This is a genomic window from Enterobacter sp. Bisph1 (assembly GCF_000814905.1).
Taxonomy (GTDB): domain Bacteria; phylum Pseudomonadota; class Gammaproteobacteria; order Enterobacterales; family Enterobacteriaceae; genus Kosakonia.
The window spans coordinates 89,965-110,932 of sequence record NZ_JXAG01000035.1; the positions used below are offsets into that span (position 1 = coordinate 89,965).

The following is a 20,968-nucleotide window of genomic DNA, read 5'->3' on the forward strand; positions in this document are numbered from 1 at the left end:
CCGTACTGAGTTCTTCCCTTGTAAGGAGTTCATTATGGTTAAGGTCGGTATTAACGGTTTTGGTCGTATCGGGCGCAACGTTTTACGCGCGGCACTCGGCAATCCCGAACTGGAGATCGTGGCGATTAACGATCTCACTGACAGCAAAACCCTCGCCCATCTTTTAAAACACGATTCACTGCTCGGCACACTGTCGGTACCGGTAGAAGCGGGCGAAGGCCAGTTATTCGTGGATGGGAAAGCGGTGCGTGTCTTTAGCGAGCGCGATCCGGCGAATATTCCGTGGCGCGATGTCGGCGTGGAACTGGTAATTGAAGCCACCGGTTTTTTCACCGACCGTGAGAAAGCGGCGGTGCATATCAGCCACGGCGGCGCAAAACGGGTGATTATCTCCGCACCGGGCAAGAATGATGATTTAACGATTGTGCTTGGCGTCAACGACGACAAATACGATCCTCAGCGCCATTTTGTCGTCAGTAACGGTAGCTGCACCACTAACGGTCTGGCACCCGCCGCCCAGGTACTGCATCAGAATTTCGGCATTGAACACGGGCTGATGAACACCACCCACGCCTATACCAACAGCCAGGCGCTGCACGACCAGCCAGAGAAAGATCTGCGCGGCGCGCGTGCAGCGGCGTTGTCTATTGTGCCTTACTCCAGCGGCGCAGCGAAGGCGCTGGGGAAAGTGATCCCCGAACTGGACGGACGGTTAACGGGCTATTCCCTGCGCGTGCCGGTGCCGGTGGTGTCGATTGTTGACCTGACGGTAACCCTGAAACGCGATGTTACGGTTGAAGAAGTGAATGCGGCATTCCGCGAAGCCGCCGCCGCTGGCCCGCTGCAGGGCATTCTGGGCTACAGCGATGAACCGCTGGTCTCCAGCGATTACCAGGGCGATCCGCGTTCCTCAATTATTGATGGGCTTTCAACGCTAGTGATAGGCGGCAAGCTGGTGAAAATCCTCGCCTGGTATGATAACGAATGGGGCTTTTCCAACCGACTGGTTGAGCTGTCGGTACGTATGGCGCAGCGCGGGTTATAAGTTTACCGCAACAAAAAGCGGGGCCGCGTGGCCCCGTTTCTCGTTGATGCGTAATTAATAGAGTCCCAGCGGCGTTCCGCTGTAGCTCACCAGCAGGTTTTTGATCTGCTGATAATGGCTGAGTGCCAGTTTGTGGGTTTCACGCCCGACGCCGGAGTTTTTATAGCCGCCAAACGCCGCATGGGCCGGATAGAGGTGGTAACAGTTGGTCCACACGCGCCCGGCTTTGATGGCGCGTCCCATCCGCCATGCCCGGTTGATATCCAGCGTCCAGACCCCCGCCCCGAGACCAAACTCGGTATCGTTGGCAATACGCAGGGCTTCCGCTTCATCTTTAAAGGTGGTGATGCCCAGTACTGGCCCGAATATTTCCTCCTGGAAACAGCGCATACCGTTATGACCTTTAATCAGCGTCGGTTCGATATAGAAGCCGTTTTGCAGCTTATCACCGTGTTGCAAATGCGCGCCGCCGGTAATGATTTCGCCCCCTTCCTCACGGGCAATGGCAATATAAGAGAGGATCTTATCGTACTGCTCCTGGGAAGCCTGCGCGCCAATCATCGTCTCGGTATCCAGCGGGTCACCTTTACGGATATTCTCCATGCGGGCAATGACCTTCTCGATAAACTGCGGGTAGATGGATTCCTGCACCAGCACGCGCGACGGACAGGTACAGACTTCGCCCTGGTTGAAGAAACCGAGGATCACCCCTTCCACCGCTTTATCAATAAACCCTTCGTCACCGTTCATCACATCTTCAAAGTAGATGTTTGGGGATTTGCCCCCCAGTTCGACGGTGCTGGGAATAATGTTTTCCGCCGCACACGAAAGAATGTGGCGACCAATGGGCGTCGACCCGGTAAAAGCAATTTTTTCAATGCGTTTGCTGCGCGCCAGCGGCTCGCCAGCTTCGGTACCAAACCCGTGTACCACGTTCAGCACCCCTTTCGGCAGCAGATCGCCAATCAACTCCAGCAGCACGCAGATGCCCAGCGGCGTCTGTTCAGCCGGTTTGAGCACCACGCAGTTGCCTGCCGCCAGCGCCGGTGCCAGTTTCCAGGCCGCCATCAGTAGCGGGAAGTTCCACGGGATAATCTGCCCGACCACGCCAAGAGGTTCATAGATATGGTAGGCCACCGTATTGCTGTCGATCTCGGCGGCGGTCCCTTCCTGGGCGCGAATACACCCGGCGAAGTAGCGGAAATGGTCCACCGCCAGCGGCAGATCCGCGCCCAGGGTTTCACGAATCGGTTTGCCGTTATCCCAGGTTTCCGTTAACGCCAGCACTTCCAGATTGGCTTCGATACGATCGGCAATCGCCAGCAGCACATTGGAACGCTCCTGCACGCTGGTTTTCCCCCAGCCGTCGGCAGCAGCATGGGCGGCGTCCAGCGCCTTCTCAATATCCGCCGCGCCTGAGCGTGGGAACTCCGCAATCACCTCTCCCGTCACCGGTGAGGTGTTAGTAAACCAACGCCCTTCCACCGGATCGACAAATTCACCGCCAATATAGTTGCCATAGCGCGGTTTAAAAGCGACTTTCGCGCCAGCAAGTCCAGGGTGCACGTATTTCATAAGATGTTCCTCTTTTATTATCGCTACAGGTGAGGCGTCACGCATCGTGGCGGACAGAGGAAGATAAGCAGTTCTTATGCCAGTTATAGCGGCGGGGAGAAGATCGGTTAAATTAATCTTTTAAATTAATAAGTTAAATAATAATAAGGATTTATTGCCTGCAGAATCGGATATATTGATCCCGATCGCGATGCACGAAGTGTGTCGCACATCGCTACACACGCGACACTTTCATGCTACACAAATGTAACATCTCATTTAACGGAGAGTCACATGTCGCCACGCGCCCTGTCCCCCGCCCCGGTCGAGTTACCCTGCCAGCTTGCGGGCTCCTGGCAGCGCAGCCTGAGTTACGGGCTGGCCCGCGATGATGACGCCCAGCCCTGGGTAGCGACATCCCTGCTTAAAGACGCCCGCGCCGAAAACGGCTGGGTTAAGCACCTGGCCGCCCCACTGCTGACGCAACTGCGCCCGCAGTTGAATAACCATCCGTCGATAATGGTGCTCAGTGACGCCAGCGGTCTGGTGCTGGAAACCCATGGCAATCACGATTTCCTGCAGAAAGCCCAGCGCTATGCGCTCGCTCCCGGCAATCTCTGGGGCGAACCCGCGCGCGGCACCAACGCGATAGGTACGGCGCTGGCGTTACAACGTCCCTGTGAAGTGGCCGGTAGCGAACACTACTTAAGCCGTAATGCCGGCCTGTTTTGTTCCGCCTCACCGGTGTTTCGCCCGGACGGACAAATTGCCGGGGTGTTAGATCTCTCCACGCCCGCGCAGGCCCCGCGCCGGGACGCCGCCGCGCTTGTCCGCCGCGCAGTCTGTCAGATGGAACATCAGTGGACCACCAGCGCCCTCGGTGCCGACCGCTGGCTGTTGAGCCTGCATCACTCGGTTTCGGTCCTCGGCAGCGCGCAAGAACTGCTGCTGATTTTCTCCGATGAGACGCTGCTGGGTGCCAATAAGCTGGCGATGGATGAGTTCGGCCTTAGCGCGGGCCATTTCGGCGCGCTATCGTTACATACGCTTTTTCCCGGGGCTGGTTTGCAGCCTGGCGAAACCACCCTTGCTGCCAGCAATAACCGGCGGTATTACGCGCGCCAGACCTTGCCCGAACGTCGTTATATCGGGCGCGGCGCACCCTGCCCGGATCCGCTGGCAGCGGAAAAAGAGAAAGCGCTGCGCATTGTCAATGCCGGGATCGCCTTATGCATCACCGGTGAAACGGGCAGCGGCAAAGAGTTCCTGGCCCGCGAGTTATATGCCCGCAGTCAGTGGCAGAGCGGGAATTTTGTCGCCATTAACTGTGCTGCGCTACCGGAACATCTGATTGAGTCGGAACTGTTCGGCTATGTCCCCGGCGCGTTTACCGGTGCGAGTGCGAAAGGCTATATCGGTAAATGCCGCGAGGCCGACGGCGGCGTGCTGTTTCTTGATGAGATTGGCGATATGCCGTTGGCGCTGCAAACCCGTCTGCTGCGGGTTTTGCAGGAGAAAAAAGTGACGCCGCTGGGAGCGAATACCCAGCATGACGTCCGTTTCGCCCTGATCTGCGCCACCCACCAGAATCTGGCCGCCCGCGTGCAGGCAGGCACCTTCCGCGAAGATCTGCTGTACCGCATTCAGGAGTTTCAGCTGCGTATTCCTCCCCTGCGTGAGTGGCAGCACATCGACAGTTTTATTCGTAAACTGTGGCTTGAACTGGGTGCAACCCGTCGCGGATTAAGCCTTAGCGAAGAGGTAATTACCACGCTGGCAAGCCGTGCATGGCCGGGCAACGTGCGTCAGTTACTCAGTCAACTGCGGGTATTAATGGCGCTGGCGGAAGATGGCGATCGGATAACGTTAGCGGATTTGCCCGCCGAACTTACGCCCGTGCAAAAAGCCACCGCGGCTGACGAGCCACAGGATGAACAGCGCGCGATTGCCGAGGCGCAGGGCAATATGAGCCTCGCGGCCAAAAAGCTCGGGATTTCCCGCAGCACCCTTTATCGGCGCGTGGTGAAGCGGCAAAGGTGATATTGGTATCGAGAGGCTGAGCGGGGTATCGCGTTGGGAATGGAAAGTCATCAGGGCGCACCGCAGTGCGCCCTGCCTGTTTTACAGCGCCATATCGTGCTGCGCGGAGGCGTCACTTTTCGCTGCTGCCGGTTGGTCGGCAGGTGCGCTGCTTTTTCCCATCTGAATAACCGGCGGTTTCGTCAGTTGCAATGTGGCGGCGGTGTCATCCCACACTTGCTGGGTCAGCGCCACGTTGCCGTTCATCTCCTGGCCGTAGCTCGGGACGACGTCGCGGATTTTGCTCTGCCACTGCGGCGAGTTGAACTGCTGCGGGAACATTTTCTTCAACACGTTTAACGCAATCGGCGCGGCGGTGGAAGCCCCCGGCGATGCGCCCAGCAGCGCGGCGAGGGTTTTCGGCTGATCGACCACCACTTCCGTACCGAGCTTCAGTACGCCGCCTTTATCCTCATCTTTTTTGATGATCTGTACACGCTGTCCGGCCTGGATCAGTTTCCAGTCCTCTTTACGCGCCTGCGGGTAGTACTCTTTCAGCGCCTCGAAGCGGTCGTCATCACTCAGCATGACCTGACCAATCAGGTATTTCACCAGGTCGAAGTTATCGAGACCAACATGGGTCATCGGCATAAAGTTGCTGGTCGTGGTGGTGCTCAGCAGATCGAAGAAAGAGCCGTTTTTCAGGAATTTGGTCGAGAAGGTAGCGAACGGCCCAAACAGCACCACGCGTTTGCCATCGATAAAGCGCGCATCGATATGCGGGACCGACATCGGCGGTGCGCCAACGGAAGCCTGACCATACACTTTTTGCAAATGTTGGCTGGTGATAGCCGGGTTTTCTGTCATCAGGAAGGAGCCGCCCACCGGGAAGCCCGCATAGTTGTCCGCTTCCGGAATACCGGTTTTTTGCAGCAGCTTCAGCGCGCCGCCACCGGCACCGATAAAGACATATTTGGCATCAATGGCACGCTCGTTACCGTTATTGACGTCTTTGATCGTCACATGCCAGGAGTTATCGGCGTTACGTTTGAAATCCGTCACTTCCGCCGAGGTTTGCAGCGAGAAATTGCTGCTCTTTTTCAGGCTGCCGACCAGCTGGCGGGTAATTTCCCCGTAGTTAACATCGGTACCCACCGGCGTCCAGGTGGCGGCCACTTTCTGCTGCGGGTCGCGCCCTTCCATCACCAGCGGGGCCCACTGTTTTATTTGCTGATGATCGGTGGAGAATTTCATTCCCTGGAATAAGGTGGTTTGCTGCAAAGCGGCATAGCGTTTTGCCAGATAATCGACATTATCGCCCCAGACAAAACTCATATGCGGGGTGGAATTAATAAAACTATGGGGATCGTGCAAAATACCGCGCTTGACCTGCGATGACCAGAACTGACGGGAAATCATAAACTGTTCATTAATATCCAGCGCCTTGCTGACATCAATAGAACCGTCCGCGCGCTGCGGCGTGTAGTTAAGTTCCATATTCGCCGAGTGACCCGTGCCAGCGTTATTCCAGCCGTTAGAGGACTCAAGGGCGACGCCATCGAGTTTCTCCACCATCACTTGTTTCCACTCTGGCTGCAGGGTTTGCAGCCAGGTACCCAGAGAGGCGCTCATAATACCGCCGCCAATCAGCAGGAAGTCCGTTTTTTGCGTCTCTTCCGCCCAGGCGCTGGTCACTGAACCCACGAGCAACGCGACGGCGCTCAGGGAAATAAGGGTCTTTTTCATTGCAGGCATAATTATAATGTTACATAGCAAAGGGGATTTGTGAAAATTATAGTAACGCATTTTCACCTTAATTTAAAATATCATTCACAAATCACTTCAATTCAGAAAAAATAACCGCCACGCTTTTTTTAATTAAAAAAAGCAGTTGCACATTTAGTGTGGAATTAATTTGCTACCCTTTCTTTTATATCGGGAAAATATCTTATTAGCGGGAAAGAAAATAATGCCCGCAGGCGGTCGCTTGCGGGCGGGTTTGCAGATTCAGCTCTGCGCAGTGAGGGTTTTCACCTGCTGCACCGCGAGGCGTACATGCCCCTGGTTTTGCTCCACCAGCGCCTTCGCCTGCCACGCATCTAGCTCCGTCAGCAACATCACAATGGCGCTGCGGCAGTCATACTCACAGCCGCGTAGGGCCTTTTTCGCCGCTTCGCGGCTACCGTTCGTTGCCGCCATCACCAGCGCAATTTGCCGTTCCGCCCAGTGGATATTGCTGGCCTGCACGTCCACGCGCAAATTGCTGTAAACGCGCCCGGTGCGAATGGCCAGCCCGGTTGCCAGCATGGTGAGAATTTGCTGCTGCGCCTGGCGGGCTTTCGGTTCACTGAACCCACTCACCACTTCAGCGCCGCAGTCCGCTGCCAGTACAATATCAGCCAGCTGCGCGGCTTCGCTGTCAACGGTGCGAGACACCAGCGCCGTGCGCGCCCCCAGCGACCAGGCATAATGCAGCGCCCCCCATGTCCAGGGCGTTTTGCCGCTCACCGACAAGGCTACCAGCAGATCGTCATGACTAAAGTCGATGGCCTGCAAATCGGCGGATCCGAGTTCATAATCTGCCGCCACCGCGTCGCGCTCCTGGGCGCTGGCATCCGCTTGCCCCGCCATCAGCCCCACCACGCCATGATGGCTATCCTGGGCGAAACCTGCGGCGGTTTGCAGCGCAGCAAGCCCGGACTCGCCTGCGCCGATAATGACCACCCTGCCGCCTCCCTTCACCGTCGCGCTGGCGTTATCCACCAGCCGGGCGATATCCGCCAGGCAGGCATTTACCGCTTCGGCAACGCGTTTATCTTCCTCGTTGATAAGCGTGAGCATATCCAGCGTGGCAAGCTGGTCGATATTGTGGGTGTGGTGGTTACGCCGCGCCACCGTTGCACCGTTTGGCGTCATCTTCATACCTTGCTCCTTGTATAGACTTCCACACTCACTATAAGGTTATTAGCCCACCCTACCTGCGAATCCGGTCACGCTTCCCGGAGCGGCCCGCGAGATAACGCCGTGCGCGCCGCTTTAAGATTTTTCTGCCATCGGTGATAATAGCCGTTTGGTTGAAATAATGGGGTCAGGTATGAAAGCATTCGCGTCGCGGGCGAAACCGCGCAGGCGCCCCATGAAGCTCAGCACCACCGTGACGCTGATGGTCTGCAGCGTGACCGGCTCGGTACTGTTGTTGGCCTTTGCGTTATGGTTTTGGCAAATAAGCAATACCACGCGCGATGGCGTAAAAGAGACGGCGCTGGCCGTGGCGCGCACGCTGGCGGATTCGCCGGAGATCCAGCGCGGGTTGCTGCTTCCTCCCACCAGCAACGTCATTCAGCCGCTGGCGCAAAAAGTGGCGGCACGTAACGATCTGCTGTACGCCATTGTTACCAATATGCAGGGCATTCGCTATTCGCACCCCAATCCTGGCATCATCGGGCAGCATTTTATTGGCGACGATCTTATCCCGGCGCTGAAGGGCAATGAGAATGTCGCCATTAACCGCGGTGTGCTGGCCCCAGCGCTGCGCGTTTACACCCCGGTTTATAATCAGCGCGCCGAGCAAATTGGCGTGGTCGTGGTTGGCCTGTCGCTAAATAAAGTGGACGAGCAGGTTAGCCACAGCCGCTGGGCGGTGATGTGGACCCTGCTGTTTAGCGTGCTGATGGGCACCCTTGGAACCTGGCAACTGGTGCGGGTGCTCAAACGCATTTTACTCGGGCTTGAGCCACACGAGATTTCCGCCCAGTTTAAGCAGCGCCAGGCGATGTTGCAGTCCCTGAAAGAGGGGGTTATCGCCGTCGATAGCGACGGGCGCGTCACGCTGCTTAATCAAGCCGCGCGCCAGATGCTCCTGACTAACGCCAGCAACGGAGTGAATGGTCATCAGCCGCTGCTCGCCGATCTGCAAAGCGTGCTGGAAACCGGCGTGCCCATTCCGGCCCGCGAGCTGGCGTGTAACGGCCTGCTGCTGCTGTGTAACACCGTGCCGGTACGCAGCCAGGGCGCGGTGATAGGTGCCATCAGCACTTTTCGCGATAAAACCGAAGTCAGCCAACTGCTGCAACGGCTGGACGGCATGGTCAATTATGTCGATGCCCTGCGCACCACTTCACATGAGTTTATGAACAAGCTGCATGTCATCCTCGGCCTGCTGAATATGAAGCGTTATGACAAGCTCGAAGGATATGTGCTGCAAACGGCGCAGAATTATCAAACGGATATCGGTGCGATTCAGCAGCGGATCAAATCGCCGGTGGTGGCGGGCTTTCTGTTAGGCAAAATCAACCGTGCCCACGAGCGCGGGTTAACTCTGACGCTGGCGGAAGAGAGCCTGGTAACCGATAACCCCAACCAAAAGCAGGTGACCGTGCTGGTGACGGTGTTGGGAAATATTATCGAAAATGCCTTCGATGCAATGAGCCAGCAGCCGGAAGGCGAAGTGGGCATTCTGCTGCATTATCATGATGGCTGGCTGACCATCGAAGTGAGCGACGACGGCCCGGGTATCGCAGCGGAAAATATTGCAGCCATATTCCATAAAGGCTTCTCCACGAAAGGCGATAATCGTGGCGTTGGGCTATTCCTTGCCAGCCAGCAGCTAAATGAAGTGGGCGGCACGATTAGCGTTGAGTCGGAGCCCGGCGTGTTTACCCAATTTTTTGTTCATCTCCCCTGGGATAAGTGAAAGGAAGACCCGTGATAAATGTATTAATTGTTGACGATGATGCGATGGTAGCCGAGCTGAACCGCATGTATGTGGCGCAGACCGCGGGCTTCCACTGCTGCGGCACGGCATCGACGCTGCGCAAGGCCGAGGAGATGATTAACGATCTGCAACATCCTATCGATTTAGTGCTGCTGGATGTCTATATGCAGCAGGATAGCGGGCTGGATCTGCTGCCCATTATCCGCGCCAGCGGTCGGGCCATCGACGTGATTATGATCACCTCCTCTGCCGATGCGGCAACCATCCAAACTTCGCTGCACTACGGTGTGGTGGATTACCTGATAAAACCGTTCCAGTTCCCGCGCTTTGAAGAAGCGCTCAACTCATGGCACGAGAAGCGGAAGCTGATGGGTGCCCACGCTTATTATGAGCAGTCCGATGTTGATCGCCTACTGCACGGGGGCGCGCCGGAACTGGCGGACAACCGCCGCCTGCCGAAAGGCTTAACCGCGCAGACCCTACGTACGATTTGCCAATGGATTGACGCCCATCCGGGCATTGAATTTTCTACCGATGAGTTGGCGAATGAGGTCAATATTTCGCGGGTTTCTTGCCGTAAGTACCTGATCTGGCTTGCGCAGGTTAATATTCTGTATACCACCATTCACTATGGCGCAACGGGCCGCCCGGTGTACCGCTATCAGCTGATTGCCGAGCAGTACGGTTTGCTTAAACAGTACTGCCAATAATACGGTAGCGCTCGTCGCAGGGGGTAAAGCGAAACTGCCGCTGCGACGAGAGAATAATTTCGCGGTTTTTAGTGACAAAAATCCCTTCAATATCCACACGCTGCCGCAACAGCGCGCAGCCCTTCTCCACGCCAAGCCCGAAGATCAGCGTGGTCCAGATATCGCCGTCCAGAGAGTCGCTGGAGATAATGGTCACGCTGTCGAGTTCGTTATCCAGCGGGTAGCCGCTGCGCGGGTCGAGAATGTGGTGCCAGCGTTTGCCGTCCTGCTCGAAATAGCGCTCATAGGTGCCGGAGGTGACCACCGATTTGTTCACCACCGCAACGGAGCCCACCAGCGCGTCATCGGCGGCAAACGGCTTTTTAATGCCGATGGACCATTCGCCCTGCGGTGTGCCGAGCGTCTGTACGTTGCCGCCAAGGTTAATCAGCCCGTCGCCTACGCCCTGCTGATGCAAAAAATCCCGCACCCGGTCAGCGATATAACCTTTGGCAATCGCACCGAGATCGATCTCCATTCCCGGCTGGGTGAGAAACACAGTCGCAGCGTCATCATTGAGAATCACATCCTGCGGGCGGGTGATACCCAGCCGCGCGGCGATCTCCTCGGCTGGCGGTACCCGGTCGCCGAGAAAACCAATCCGCCACAGTTTGACCAACGGGCCAATCGTCAGATTGAACGCGCCGCCCGGCACCATGCTGGCGGCTTTGGCGCATTTAATCAGTTCATACACCGCACGGCTAACCGCTACCGGCTGCTGACCGGCGGCATGATTGATATCCATCACCTGTGAGAACGCGCGATTGACGGTAAAGAGATCTTCATACCCTTTGATAAGGGCAAAAACGCGGGATGCGAGGGCTTCATTGGCCGAGAAGAGTTTCAGCAGAATGGGCGATCCCATCAGGGTTGTCGAGTAGCTCCAGACACGGGTATCGGACATCGCGCACTCCTTATGGGTTATCGATTCGAGCCTGCACCATCGCAGGCCCGAAGTGTAGCACTTACCGTTTGGCGCGCATCGCCGCCTGATGCCCCGCCAGCGTTCCGAATACGATAATATCGGCTACGGCGTTACCGCCGATACGGTTACCACCATGCAGACCGCCAACCACTTCGCCGGCGGCGAACGCGCCTGCAATGGTCTGGTTGTCGCGGGTCAGCACTGCGGTGTCGCTGTTGATGGTGACGCCGCCCATAGTGTGATGCACACCGGGAGCAATCTGGATAGCATGGAACGGACCTGCGTTAATCGGTGCGCGCAGCGCGGTGGTGCGACCAAAGTCGTCATCATGCTGCTTCTCAACAAAGCCGTTGTAACGCTCAAGGGTTGCAAGGAACTCGTGATAATCGATGCCCATTTTCTCCGCCAGTTCACGAGGAGAGCTGGCGCTGGTGACCAGGCCGCGCGCGATATACTCGTCCGCCGCTTTGTTTTTGGCTCTGACATGCTCGTCAAACACGATCCAGGCGTACTGTTCCGGCAGCGCGATAATCGCCGCTGAGACTTTATCGCGGGTCGACATTTCATTGTAGAAACGTCTGCCCTGCTGGCTGACGAGAATGGCCCCGCCGCCGCGTATAGATTCAGAGACCAGATAAGAGGTCTTTTGCTCCACCGTCGGGTGAATCTGAATTTCACCCATATCCACCGTCCCCGCCCCGATGCGCTCCAACAGCGTGATACCGCTGCCGGTAGCTCCTTTATGGTTAGTGGTAACGAAACCGGCGAGATCCGGTCGGTATTTCTCCACCATCGCGCTGTTGGCGCTGAAGCCGCCGCTGGCGACGATCACACTTGTTGCCTGCACCGGCAATGTCTCCTGCTCTTCCGTCAGCAGGCGCACGCCGCGCACTTCGCCATGCTCAAAAAGGATCTCTTCCACCGAGGTATCCAACATAACATCGATACCGCGTTTGGTGACGTTGCGCACCAGGCCACTAATCAGGTAACCACCCACCGCCGATCCGTCACGCGGGCGGTGAGTACGGTCAATGCTCATACCGCCGGTGGTGGTAATGTCGTTAAGCATAATGCCGCGCTGCGCCAGCCATTCAATCGCCTGCGGGGCATGTTCGACAAAGCGTTGTAGCAGCTGCGGATTGTTTTTATTGCCGCCGCCCTTGAGGGTCTCGGCATAGAACAGTGCTTTACTGTCCTCGATCCCTTTCACGCGCTGAAAGCGAGTTTCCGCGGCGTTCATTCCCGCCGAGGCTTTAATGGTGTTACCGCCCAGGGTTGGCATCTTCTCAACGATCAGCACGCTTGCGCCATCGTCATGGGCCTGAATCGCCGCCGCCAGACCGGCACCGCCGCTGCCCACCACCACCACGTCATAACGTTTCGCTTCACGGTTAGCATTGCCTTCAAGGGCCGCCAGTGCCTTGCTGGATTTTACCATCGCTTTGGAGACCGCTTTTTTCACCGCTTCGCTCTGGCTGGTAGCACCGGAAATAGCATCAACGTGCGGGCTGTTAGCGGTAAGGATGCGATCGCGGATCTCTTCAAAGCTTGACGTAAACTCGACGCTGTCCGTGGGCCCGGCGGCCAGTTCGATATCGACAATGCGGTCGGTTTCAAGGCTAACATTAATCACCATCTGATTAGCTTCGGCCTGAACCGTTTCAGCAAACAGACCTGGCTTAAATTTTGCCGCGCTCATGCTCATATCGCGGATCATGGCTTCCACCAGCGAGAAACGCCACAGCGGTTCGGGGATGTTGAGGGCTTCACGCTGGGTACTGTCGATAAACAGCTCCAGTTCCTCACCGTTTGCCATGCGCGTTGCCCAATCCGGGTAAGCAATACAGGCGCGGCCGACGGCAATCAAGTCATAACCGTGATCCAGCCCGTTCGCTGCGTCGGCGGCATTCACCACACCGCCAACGCCCATCACCGGAACCTGGGCCAGGGTTGCGGAACGCATGGCGCAATATTTATCAATCAGCGGCGTCGGATCGCGAGTGTCATTAATCGAGGGGCGCAGCGCAGCGCCGACGGAGAAGTGCAGGTAATCCAGCCCGCGTGCCGCCAGTTTTTCCAGCAGAAAAAGCGTGTCGTCAAAACGGATACCGGGGACTTCCAGCTCTTCCGGCGAGAAGCGATAGCCGATGATAAAGGCGTCATCGGCGTACTGGCGCGCCATTTTGTGGGTGATATCCAGCACCGCCAGCGGGAATGTTGCGCGCTTGTCGCGGTTGCCGCCCCAGGCGTCATCGCGCTGGTTAGAGTTCGGCGAAAAGAATTGCTGAATAAGATAGGTATTGGCACCGTGAATTTCGACACCGTCGAAACCGGCGAGAATAGCGCGGCGTACGGCTTCACCAAACTTAACGACCATCCCTTCCACTTCCGCCGTGGTCAGGGCTACCGGCGTTGCGGCCCCCTCACGCGGAGCGGCAATAGCGCTGGGGCCCACCGGCGTGCGACCGCCAATCAGCTTCGGTTCGACCATCCGGCCGCCGTGGTATATCTGCAAAATGGCTTTTGAGCCTTCGCCTTTGATAGCGCGGGCTATTTTCGCCAGGCCGGCGATTTTATCATCGTTATCAATACCGATAGCGCCAGGAAAGGCCAGACCGAGATCGTCGACAAAACAGCACTCAACAATAATGGTGCCGATATGTCCGGCGCGGGCGCGATAATATTCCACCAGTTCGCTGCTCACCGTGCCGTCGAAATAACCGGTGCAGGTGGTCATGGGTGCCATTAACAAACGGTTTTTGAGTTCTGCGCCATTGGGCAACGTAAACGGGCTAAATAAGCGATGGTTACGGGTCATAATTAAACTCCAAATCTAAAAAATTAAAAATTCGAATGGGGTGACGGATTTAGTTTTGTTTATATTTTTATCCTGCGGTCATGCAGTTAATATAACGGGAATTTTAGTTACCAAATTAATTACGTTAGTTAAAAAACTATTTAACCACCCTAATAACAGCACTACCTCCAGAGTATTATAAATTTTAAATATTGCGTTTACAGGCTATTAATTATTGGTAACATCAGGATTACTTTTGGCTTTGTCTCTCTTGTTACCTCATGAGAAAAAAGTACATATAAAACAGATATATAAAAAGAAATCATTTCTGTATAAGATTTATTACAATCACAATATTTTAACATTTTCACCGATTTTGTGAATTTAACTGCATAATACTGTGTGAGTATTCATTTTAATAAAAAAATCCCTCTTCATTTCGTTTTCTTGATCTTAATCAAGTGTCACCGCAAGCGGAGGCGCAATATATTAATAAGCTCTTATTTTTATTTAATGCAAATAACTTTGCATAACCCAACAGATGTCGAAATGTAATAAGTCCGATTTAATAACTAAAGTAACTTAAGAAAGTAATACAAACACGGATTTATTACGGCGCATCACCGAATTTTTAACTACTTGTAGATGCTCATTATGAACGAGAAAACAACACCACCCTCGGCTCCGGCAGCCAGTGCGAAGGCCGGAAATAAAAACCGCCTGATGATGATGGCGCTGCCCATTGTTGTTGCGGTGCTTCTGCTGTTTGTCCCGGTGCCGGAAGGTTTACCGCCTTATGCCTGGCACTACTTCGCTATCTTCGTTGGCGTCATTGTCGGGCTTATCTTTGAACCTCTGCCGGGTGCGGTGATCGGCATGACCGGCGTGGTGGTTATCGCGCTGTGCAGCCAGTGGCTGTTGTTCAGCCCTGAACAGCTGGCGGATCCGAAGTTTAAGCTGGCGGGCCAGTCCTTTAAATGGGCGGTGAGCGGTTTCGGTAACTCTACCGTGTGGCTTATTTTCGGCGCGTTTATGTTTGCCGCCGGCTACGATAAAACCCAGTTTGGCCGCCGACTGGCGCTGATCCTGGTGAAATACCTCGGTCGTCGCAGCCTGACGCTGGGCTACGCGATTACCTTCGCCGATCTGCTGCTGGCCCCCTTTACGCCGTCGAACACCGCGCGCAGCGGTGGGACTATTTACCCGATTATCGCCAACCTGCCGCCGCTGTATGGCTCAAAGCCAAACGATCCGAGCGCCCGCCGCATTGGCTCGTACCTGATGTGGGTAGCAATTACCGCCACCTGTATCACCAGCTCCATGTTTCTCTCGGCGCTGGCGCCGAACCTGCTGGCGCTGGCGCTGGTGAAAAGCACCGTCGGCATTAATATCTCCTGGGGCAGTTGGTTTATCGCCTTCTTGCCCCTTGGCGTGCTGCTGATTCTGACCATGCCGCTGCTGGCTTACTGGTTCTACCCGCCCGAAGTGAAAGTGAATGATGAAGTGCCGCGCTGGGCGAGCCGCGAGCTGGAAAAACTGGGCCGCATGTCGCGCAATGAGATCCTGCTGCTGGTGTTTGTTTGCTGCGCGCTGCTGATGTGGATCTTCGCCACCGACTTTATCGAACCCGCGATGGCCGCGCTGCTGGTGGTGGTGCTGATGCTGTGGACCGGGGTGCTAAGCTGGAACGATATCACCAGCAACAAACCGGCGTGGAACACCTTTGTCTGGTTCGCCACTCTGGTGGCGCTGGCGGACGGTCTTTCCACCACCGGCTTTATCGCCTGGCTGGGTAAAGAAGGCGGGATACTGATGACCGGTATCTCTCCGGGGCTGGCGACCATTGCGCTGCTGCTGACCTTCTACCTGCTGCACTATCTGTTCGCCAGTACCACCGCACACACCACCGCGCTGCTGCCGGCAATGCTGACCATCGCCGCTACGGTTCCCGGTATCAATATGGAAGTGGTGGTGCTGGTGCTGTGTACTTCCCTCGGCGTGATGGGCATCATCACCCCGTACGGTACCGGCCCAAGCCCGATTTACTACGGCAGCGGCTATCTGCCGACCAAAGATTACTGGCGGCTTGGCACGATATTCGGCGCCATCTTCCTGGCCGCTCTGCTGTTGATTGGTTATCCGTGGATCACCATGATGTTCTGATTCTGAACCGCCGGGGCTTCCCGGCGGTTTTATTTTTATGGAGAGAAGAGCAATGTCGAATAAACCCTTTGTCTATCAGGATCCGTTTCCGCTGGGGAAAGACAATACCGAGTATTATCTGCTGAGCCGTGAATATGTCTCGCTGGCCGACTTCGACGGTCAGCAAGTATTGAAAGTGGAGCCTGAAGCGCTGACGCTGCTGGCGCAACGCGCCTTCCATGACGCGTCGTTTATGTTGCGCGCCTCCCACCAGCAGCAGGTTGCCGCCATCCTGCACGATCCGCAGGCCAGCGAAAACGATAAATATGTCGCTCTGCAGTTCCTGCGTAATTCGGAAATTGCCGCCAAAGGCGTGCTGCCGACCTGCCAGGATACCGGCACGGCAATTATTATGGGTAAAAAAGGCCAGCGCGTGTGGACCGGCGGCGGTGACGAAGCCGCGTTAGCGCGCGGAGTCTATAACACCTATATCGAAGACAATCTGCGCTACTCGCAGAACGCGCCGCTGGATATGTACAAAGAGGTCAATACCGGCACCAACCTGCCCGCGCAGATCGATCTCTATAGCGTCGACGGCGATGAGTATAAGTTTCTGTGCATCGCGAAAGGCGGCGGTTCTGCCAATAAAACCTATCTGTATCAGGAAACCAAGGCGCTGATCACCCCGGCGAAGCTGAAAAATTACCTGGTTGAGAAGATGCGCACCCTCGGCACCGCCGCCTGCCCGCCTTACCATATCGCCTTTGTGATTGGCGGTACGTCTGCCGAATCGACGCTGAAAACGGTGAAACTGGCCTCCACCCGTTATTACGACGGGCTGCCGACGGAAGGTAACGAGCACGGTCAGGCCTTCCGCGATGTTCAGCTTGAACAGGAATTGATGCAGGAAGCGCAGGATCTCGGCCTCGGTGCACAGTTTGGCGGTAAATATTTCGCTCATGATATCCGCGTGATCCGCCTGCCGCGCCACGGCGCATCCTGCCCGATCGGCATGGGCGTCTCCTGCTCCGCCGACCGTAATATCAAAGCGAAGATCAACCGCGAGGGGATCTGGATTGAGAAGATGGAGGATAATCCGGGGCAGTATATCCCGCAGGCGCTACGTCAGCAGGGTGAAGGCGATGTGGCGACCATCAACCTGAACCAGCCGATGAAGGCCATTCTCGCCCAGCTTTCCGCTTTCCCGGTTTCTACCCGCGTCTCGCTAAACGGTACGATTATCGTGGCGCGCGATATTGCCCACGCGAAGCTGAAAGAGCTTCTCGATAACGGCGAAGAGCTGCCGCAGTACGTTAAAGATCATCCGATTTACTACGCGGGTCCGGCAAAAACCCCGGAAGGTTATGCCTCGGGTTCCCTCGGTCCAACAACCGCAGGTCGTATGGACTCCTATGTGGATCAGCTGCAGTCGCACGGCGCGAGCATGATTATGCTGGCGAAAGGCAACCGCAGCCAGCAGGTTACGGATGCCTGTGCGAAACACGGTGGGTTCTATCTCGGGAGTATTGGCGGCCCGGCAGCGGTCCTCGCCCAGCAGAGCATTAAGAGCCTAGAGTGCGTGGCGTATCCGGAACTGGGTATGGAAGCGATCTGGAAGATTGAAGTGGAGAATTTCCCGGCGTTTATTCTGGTGGATGATAAAGGTAACGACTTCTTCCAGCAGATTCAGAATAAGCAGTGTGCGGGCTGTAATCAGCATTAAATGAAAAAACCCCCGTCAGGAAAACCCTAACGGGGGTTAATAGTGGATGCAAATGGGCATTTCAACGCCTGCCTGTGTGATATTTCAAAGATACTAGTAATAATCTCTTAACCGTGTTGTTCATCAATTACTTCGTTAACGGTTTCCCCGCCCCAGCGCCCTCATCAAAGTCTACCTCGATGACGGCTAACTGATTTTTACTGCCTTTTTTCACTTTGATTTTCAGCCCCTTTTTCATCAGATGCATTTGGCTTGGGCGGATCAGAGTTTGCGCCGTATGGAGCTTCTCATCGCCGTTAAGATAAAACGTGATGTCATAGAAGTAATCGTTGCCATAGCGGGCGTTGGTTTGCCGCCAGAACTCTATGCGCGAATCAATAACTTCCCCCTGCCAGTGCGCGCTGTTCATATAGGTTTTAATGCCTGCGATATCCGTTTTATCGCCGCGAAACCAAAAAAAGAATATGACGCACAGCGTTACCGTAAACAGCATCCCGCCGTACATAAAGTATTTCGAATAATATTCGATACCCATGGCGATCCCTCTCCCTTATGAAAATATACACAGCACATTGTTGACGACTTTCAATGTATGATTACTAACATTGGTCACGTCATAATTTATGACAACGCCATTCTCTTCTTTTTTAAACAATGTCTCTGATATTTCATGCACTCTGACTCCAATGGAGGAGCCTTGTGTGGCTAATGCGAGGGTCGCTATACTCGATGACACGCCCGTGACGGAGGCGCTATGCCCGACAAAGCTTTCACTCAAGGCGGTCACACTGAGAGAGTGCACTTTTGGGTTAAATACCGCTTCGGGCGCATCCAGCACAATTTGCTCAAGGCTGGTGAGTTTAATCATATTGGGGCTGGTGAGGTGGATGGTGCCAGCTAAAACCGTTTGTGACCAGTTTCCGCGTTCAATATCCACCGTCAGTCCGCCGTGAATGTACTCCCTTCTGCCGCCCGAAGAGATAGTGGTATTCACACCGCTATCGTATTTTTCCTTCACTTGTCCGGTCACATGATGCGTCTGCGGTCCTTTGACGCGGATAATACGATCGCCTTTTACCTTAACGGCATCGCCACCGCTGATAATATCCAGCTTGCGACCAAACTTGATGGTTTCCATCTGTCCATGATTGAAGGTGGTGCTCTCCTCCCCGTCCACGATGGTGGTACGGCTCCCGTGATAATGGAAAGAGGCATCGCCGGTAATATCATCGTGCTGCTCTTTTAAAATCGTCGTCGTGCGGTTTCCCGCGACGTTTACCGTCTGGTCGTTTTCCACCGACACGCTCATGTCTTTTTCAGAATGTAATTCGACCGCTTCGCTCCCGGCCCGGTCTTCAAAAAAGAGATAGCTGGCATTGTCTTTATTGCCATCTTTGCTGCGGGTCATAAAACCCATTTGGGTGGCGGAAGCAGGCAACGGCCTCGGTGGCATATTCGCTTCGTTATAGACGCGCCCGGTGACAATCGGCCGGTCCGGCTCGCCGTTGATAAAGTCGATCACTACTTCATCGCCGACGCGCGGAACCTGTACGCCGCCGCAGCCCTGACCGGCCCAGGCACTGGAGACACGTACCCAGCAGGAGCTGGTATCGTCCCCTTTTGCCTGCCGGTCCCAGTGAAATTTCACCTTCACCCGGCCATATTTATCGGTCCAGATGCTTTCGCCCTGCGGGCCGACCACTTGCGCCGTCTGCGGGCCATAGGTTTTTGGCCACGCCGTGACCGACGCCGGACGGAAAACCACCGAAGAGGGAATCACGGTGAAATCGAGACGGTGCTCCGTTTCGCCATCGCTGCCGCTGGTGTAGCGGTTATCCTCGAAGAAATAGTTGACCTCAAGAGTAAGGTACTCACCGTTATCAGCGGCAAACGGCGCGTTAAACAGTTCAAAGATATGGCCCGGCGCAATGCCCGTCGCCGTGGCGGTGCCCTGGATTTGTTGATGTTCAACCTGCCAGCGCTCCTGACGGATGCGGGCGTAGTATTCACCGTGGCCGTGCTCCACAAAGCGCCCCGGCCAGTCGTAAACAGCAATGCTGCCGGGTTTTGGCGAAGCGGGATTCTGCCGCGCCTGGAACAACCACGCGTAGGGTTTGCGGAAATCGTAATCATCCAGGCTGTAGATCCCAGGCGTCACGCTCTCTTCCCGTGCCCACTGGCTGATACCCTCTTCACTAATAGCGCCACCGGAGGGGGTTTGATGATAGGGAATGGTCTCATACCCGCTGAAGGGTTGATATTCCGCCGCCGCGTCACTCAGCACCATGACATGACGGTCGGACTCATGGCGAAAATGGTAAGCAATGCCCTCAAGCTCCATTAAGCGGCTGATAAAATCAAAGCTTGATTCCTGATACTGTACGCAGTAATCCCATACGCGGTAGCTGGCGAAGAGCTTGTCTTCGACATTTACCTGATATTCGCTGAGCAGGGTTTTGACGATCTGCGGCACCGTCTGGCTCTGGAAGATACGCATGTTCCGGTCGAGCTTCATTGGCCAAAGATCCGGCTCCACCGTCAGCTGATACACCGCGTAGCGGGTGCCGGAAAGCTCAAGTGCGCTCGCCGCCACGCGGGTTACTTTCCCGTTAATAAAGCGCCCGCCGTTATAGCCCTGGGTAGGAATATTAACGGTGACCGGCTGGCCGAGGAGTTTCTTGCTATCGATCCGCGACTCTGTTCCCAGCACCGTTAACGTCAGTGCGAACGACTCCGACAGCGCTTCGCGGCCAGAGAGTTTCCAGAAAAGCAAGCTGTCGACGGGCAGCTTAACCGTGATCCTGTTCACCATAACCCTACGTCCCTATCAATAATCCATCACATTGCGCACTTACGGCTTGCGTGCGTTCCTTAACCCTGAAATCCCACTCCTTCCTGCGCCTCTTAAGGTGCCAGCATTAACACTTTGAACTGGCTGGGCACGATGCGCATGCCCACGGCGTTAGTGGAGTTTTGCAGGCTAACGCTGGTTAATCGCGTTGCCGGCGTACCTTTCAATAATACGGTGAACGCGCCGGTTAAATGGCGCGACGGTCCCATTACCGTGCCGGACGCCACGCCGGTCGCCACGCCCGGGTTATCGCCGTTGGTCAGCGGCGTAATGGTCGCCATATTGTGTGCGGGCATGCCCATAAACAGAATATTGAGGGCAACTGGAATAGCCGTTGGCCCTAACGCGATATCCGGGTAAGGGATCGGCGTTGGCGCGGGCATCGGCGTCAGGCAGACATCCGGGAAGGCGAGATCGACCCCCATTAACTGGCAATTAGCAAACATCGT

The 20,968-nt window shown here is 55.6% G+C and carries 14 protein-coding genes; 6 read left to right on the plus strand and 8 right to left on the minus strand.

The annotated features are described in order from the left end of the window. Window positions 1-34: 34 nt before the first annotated feature. Window positions 35-1,045: a type I glyceraldehyde-3-phosphate dehydrogenase gene (gene gap / locus RW65_RS09710; protein ID WP_039056527.1), complete on the plus strand. Its 1,011-nt coding sequence runs from the start codon at window positions 35-37 to the stop codon at window positions 1,043-1,045. A 54-nt stretch (window positions 1,046-1,099) separates the two neighbouring features. On the opposite strand, the gene exaC is transcribed toward gap, so the two are convergent. Beyond that, window positions 1,100-2,620 carry an acetaldehyde dehydrogenase ExaC gene (exaC, locus tag RW65_RS09715; protein ID WP_039056528.1) on the minus strand — a complete coding sequence of 507 codons (1,521 nt, stop codon included), beginning with the start codon at window positions 2,618-2,620 and terminating at the stop codon, window positions 1,100-1,102. Window positions 2,621-2,893: 273 nt separating this feature from the next. On the opposite strand from exaC, the gene RW65_RS09720 reads away from it, so the two are divergent. Continuing rightward, window positions 2,894-4,639, plus strand: a complete 1,746-nt coding sequence (locus RW65_RS09720; protein ID WP_039056529.1) for a sigma-54-dependent Fis family transcriptional regulator — start codon at window positions 2,894-2,896, stop codon at window positions 4,637-4,639. 81 nt (window positions 4,640-4,720) lie between these two features. Here RW65_RS09720 and mqo read toward each other — a convergent pair whose 3' ends face one another. Together mqo and RW65_RS09730 are read right to left on the minus strand one after the other, a co-directional pair. Then, window positions 4,721-6,373: a malate dehydrogenase (quinone) gene (gene mqo, locus RW65_RS09725; RefSeq protein WP_039056711.1), complete on the minus strand. Its 1,653-nt coding sequence runs from the start codon at window positions 6,371-6,373 to the stop codon at window positions 4,721-4,723. Window positions 6,374-6,625: 252 nt separating this feature from the next. Then, window positions 6,626-7,540 (minus strand): N-acetylmuramic acid 6-phosphate etherase, encoded by a 915-nt coding sequence (locus RW65_RS09730; RefSeq protein WP_039056530.1) that lies wholly within the window; start codon window positions 7,538-7,540, stop codon window positions 6,626-6,628. Between the two features lie 172 nt (window positions 7,541-7,712). On the opposite strand from RW65_RS09730, the gene RW65_RS09735 reads away from it, so the two are divergent. Both RW65_RS09735 and dcuR read left to right on the plus strand, forming a co-directional pair. Then, window positions 7,713-9,311, plus strand: coding sequence for a sensor histidine kinase (locus RW65_RS09735; protein WP_039056531.1), 1,599 nt, complete (start codon window positions 7,713-7,715; stop codon window positions 9,309-9,311). Between the two features lie 11 nt (window positions 9,312-9,322). After that, window positions 9,323-10,042 (plus strand): two-component system response regulator DcuR, encoded by a 720-nt coding sequence (gene dcuR, locus RW65_RS09740; RefSeq protein WP_039056532.1) that lies wholly within the window; start codon window positions 9,323-9,325, stop codon window positions 10,040-10,042. Here dcuR and RW65_RS09745 read toward each other — a convergent pair. Both RW65_RS09745 and RW65_RS09750 read right to left on the minus strand, forming a co-directional pair. Further along, a complete protein-coding gene (locus tag RW65_RS09745; protein WP_039056533.1) occupies window positions 10,023-10,985 on the minus strand; it encodes an FAD:protein FMN transferase in 963 nt (320 codons plus the stop codon). The two genes, dcuR and RW65_RS09745, sit on opposite strands and share 20 nt — an antisense overlap. Before the next feature lie 61 nt (window positions 10,986-11,046). Then, window positions 11,047-13,824, minus strand: coding sequence for a flavocytochrome c (locus tag RW65_RS09750; RefSeq protein WP_039056534.1), 2,778 nt, complete (start codon window positions 13,822-13,824; stop codon window positions 11,047-11,049). A gap of 630 nt (window positions 13,825-14,454) precedes the next feature. On the opposite strand from RW65_RS09750, the gene RW65_RS09755 reads away from it, so the two are divergent. Together RW65_RS09755 and fumA are read left to right on the plus strand one after the other, a co-directional pair. Continuing rightward, a complete protein-coding gene (locus RW65_RS09755; protein ID WP_502685553.1) occupies window positions 14,455-15,966 on the plus strand; it encodes an anion permease in 1,512 nt (503 codons plus the stop codon). A gap of 52 nt (window positions 15,967-16,018) precedes the next feature. Further along, the gene (fumA, locus tag RW65_RS09760) at window positions 16,019-17,668 is read left to right on the plus strand and encodes a class I fumarate hydratase FumA (protein WP_039056535.1); all 1,650 of its coding nucleotides are present in this window, start codon (window positions 16,019-16,021) and stop codon (window positions 17,666-17,668) included. A gap of 127 nt (window positions 17,669-17,795) precedes the next feature. On the opposite strand, the gene RW65_RS09765 is transcribed toward fumA, so the two are convergent. The 3 genes from RW65_RS09765 to RW65_RS09775 all read right to left on the minus strand — a co-directional run bounded on the left by RW65_RS09765 (window position 17,796) and on the right by RW65_RS09775 (window position 20,965). Next, the gene (locus tag RW65_RS09765; protein ID WP_039056536.1) at window positions 17,796-18,203 is read right to left on the minus strand and encodes a hypothetical protein; all 408 of its coding nucleotides are present in this window, start codon (window positions 18,201-18,203) and stop codon (window positions 17,796-17,798) included. Between the two features lie 15 nt (window positions 18,204-18,218). After that, a complete protein-coding gene (locus RW65_RS09770; RefSeq protein WP_039056537.1) occupies window positions 18,219-20,480 on the minus strand; it encodes a type VI secretion system Vgr family protein in 2,262 nt (753 codons plus the stop codon). 92 nt (window positions 20,481-20,572) lie between these two features. Beyond that, complete coding sequence (locus tag RW65_RS09775; protein ID WP_039056538.1) at window positions 20,573-20,965, minus strand: DUF4150 domain-containing protein; 393 nt, start codon at window positions 20,963-20,965, stop codon at window positions 20,573-20,575. Window positions 20,966-20,968 lie beyond the last annotated feature (3 nt).

What these genes read in the sequence shown, in the direction of transcription:
- fumA (WP_039056535.1), top strand. Translation starts at nt 16,019, where the DNA reads ATGTCGAATAAACCCTTTGTCTATCAGGATCCGTTTCCGCTGGGGAAA.
- RW65_RS09770 (WP_039056537.1), bottom strand. Translation starts at nt 20,480, where the DNA reads ATGGTGAACAGGATCACGGTTAAGCTGCCCGTCGACAGCTTGCTTTTC.
- RW65_RS09720 (WP_039056529.1), top strand. Translation starts at nt 2,894, where the DNA reads ATGTCGCCACGCGCCCTGTCCCCCGCCCCGGTCGAGTTACCCTGCCAG.
- RW65_RS09735 (WP_039056531.1), top strand. Translation starts at nt 7,713, where the DNA reads ATGAAAGCATTCGCGTCGCGGGCGAAACCGCGCAGGCGCCCCATGAAG.
- RW65_RS09750 (WP_039056534.1), bottom strand. Translation starts at nt 13,824, where the DNA reads ATGACCCGTAACCATCGCTTATTTAGCCCGTTTACGTTGCCCAATGGC.
- RW65_RS09765 (WP_039056536.1), bottom strand. Translation starts at nt 18,203, where the DNA reads ATGGGTATCGAATATTATTCGAAATACTTTATGTACGGCGGGATGCTG.
- mqo (WP_039056711.1), bottom strand. Translation starts at nt 6,373, where the DNA reads ATGCCTGCAATGAAAAAGACCCTTATTTCCCTGAGCGCCGTCGCGTTG.
- RW65_RS09730 (WP_039056530.1), bottom strand. Translation starts at nt 7,540, where the DNA reads ATGAAGATGACGCCAAACGGTGCAACGGTGGCGCGGCGTAACCACCAC.
- exaC (WP_039056528.1), bottom strand. Translation starts at nt 2,620, where the DNA reads ATGAAATACGTGCACCCTGGACTTGCTGGCGCGAAAGTCGCTTTTAAA.
- RW65_RS09775 (WP_039056538.1), bottom strand. Translation starts at nt 20,965, where the DNA reads ATGTTTGCTAATTGCCAGTTAATGGGGGTCGATCTCGCCTTCCCGGAT.
- gap (WP_039056527.1), top strand. Translation starts at nt 35, where the DNA reads ATGGTTAAGGTCGGTATTAACGGTTTTGGTCGTATCGGGCGCAACGTT.
- RW65_RS09745 (WP_039056533.1), bottom strand. Translation starts at nt 10,985, where the DNA reads ATGTCCGATACCCGTGTCTGGAGCTACTCGACAACCCTGATGGGATCG.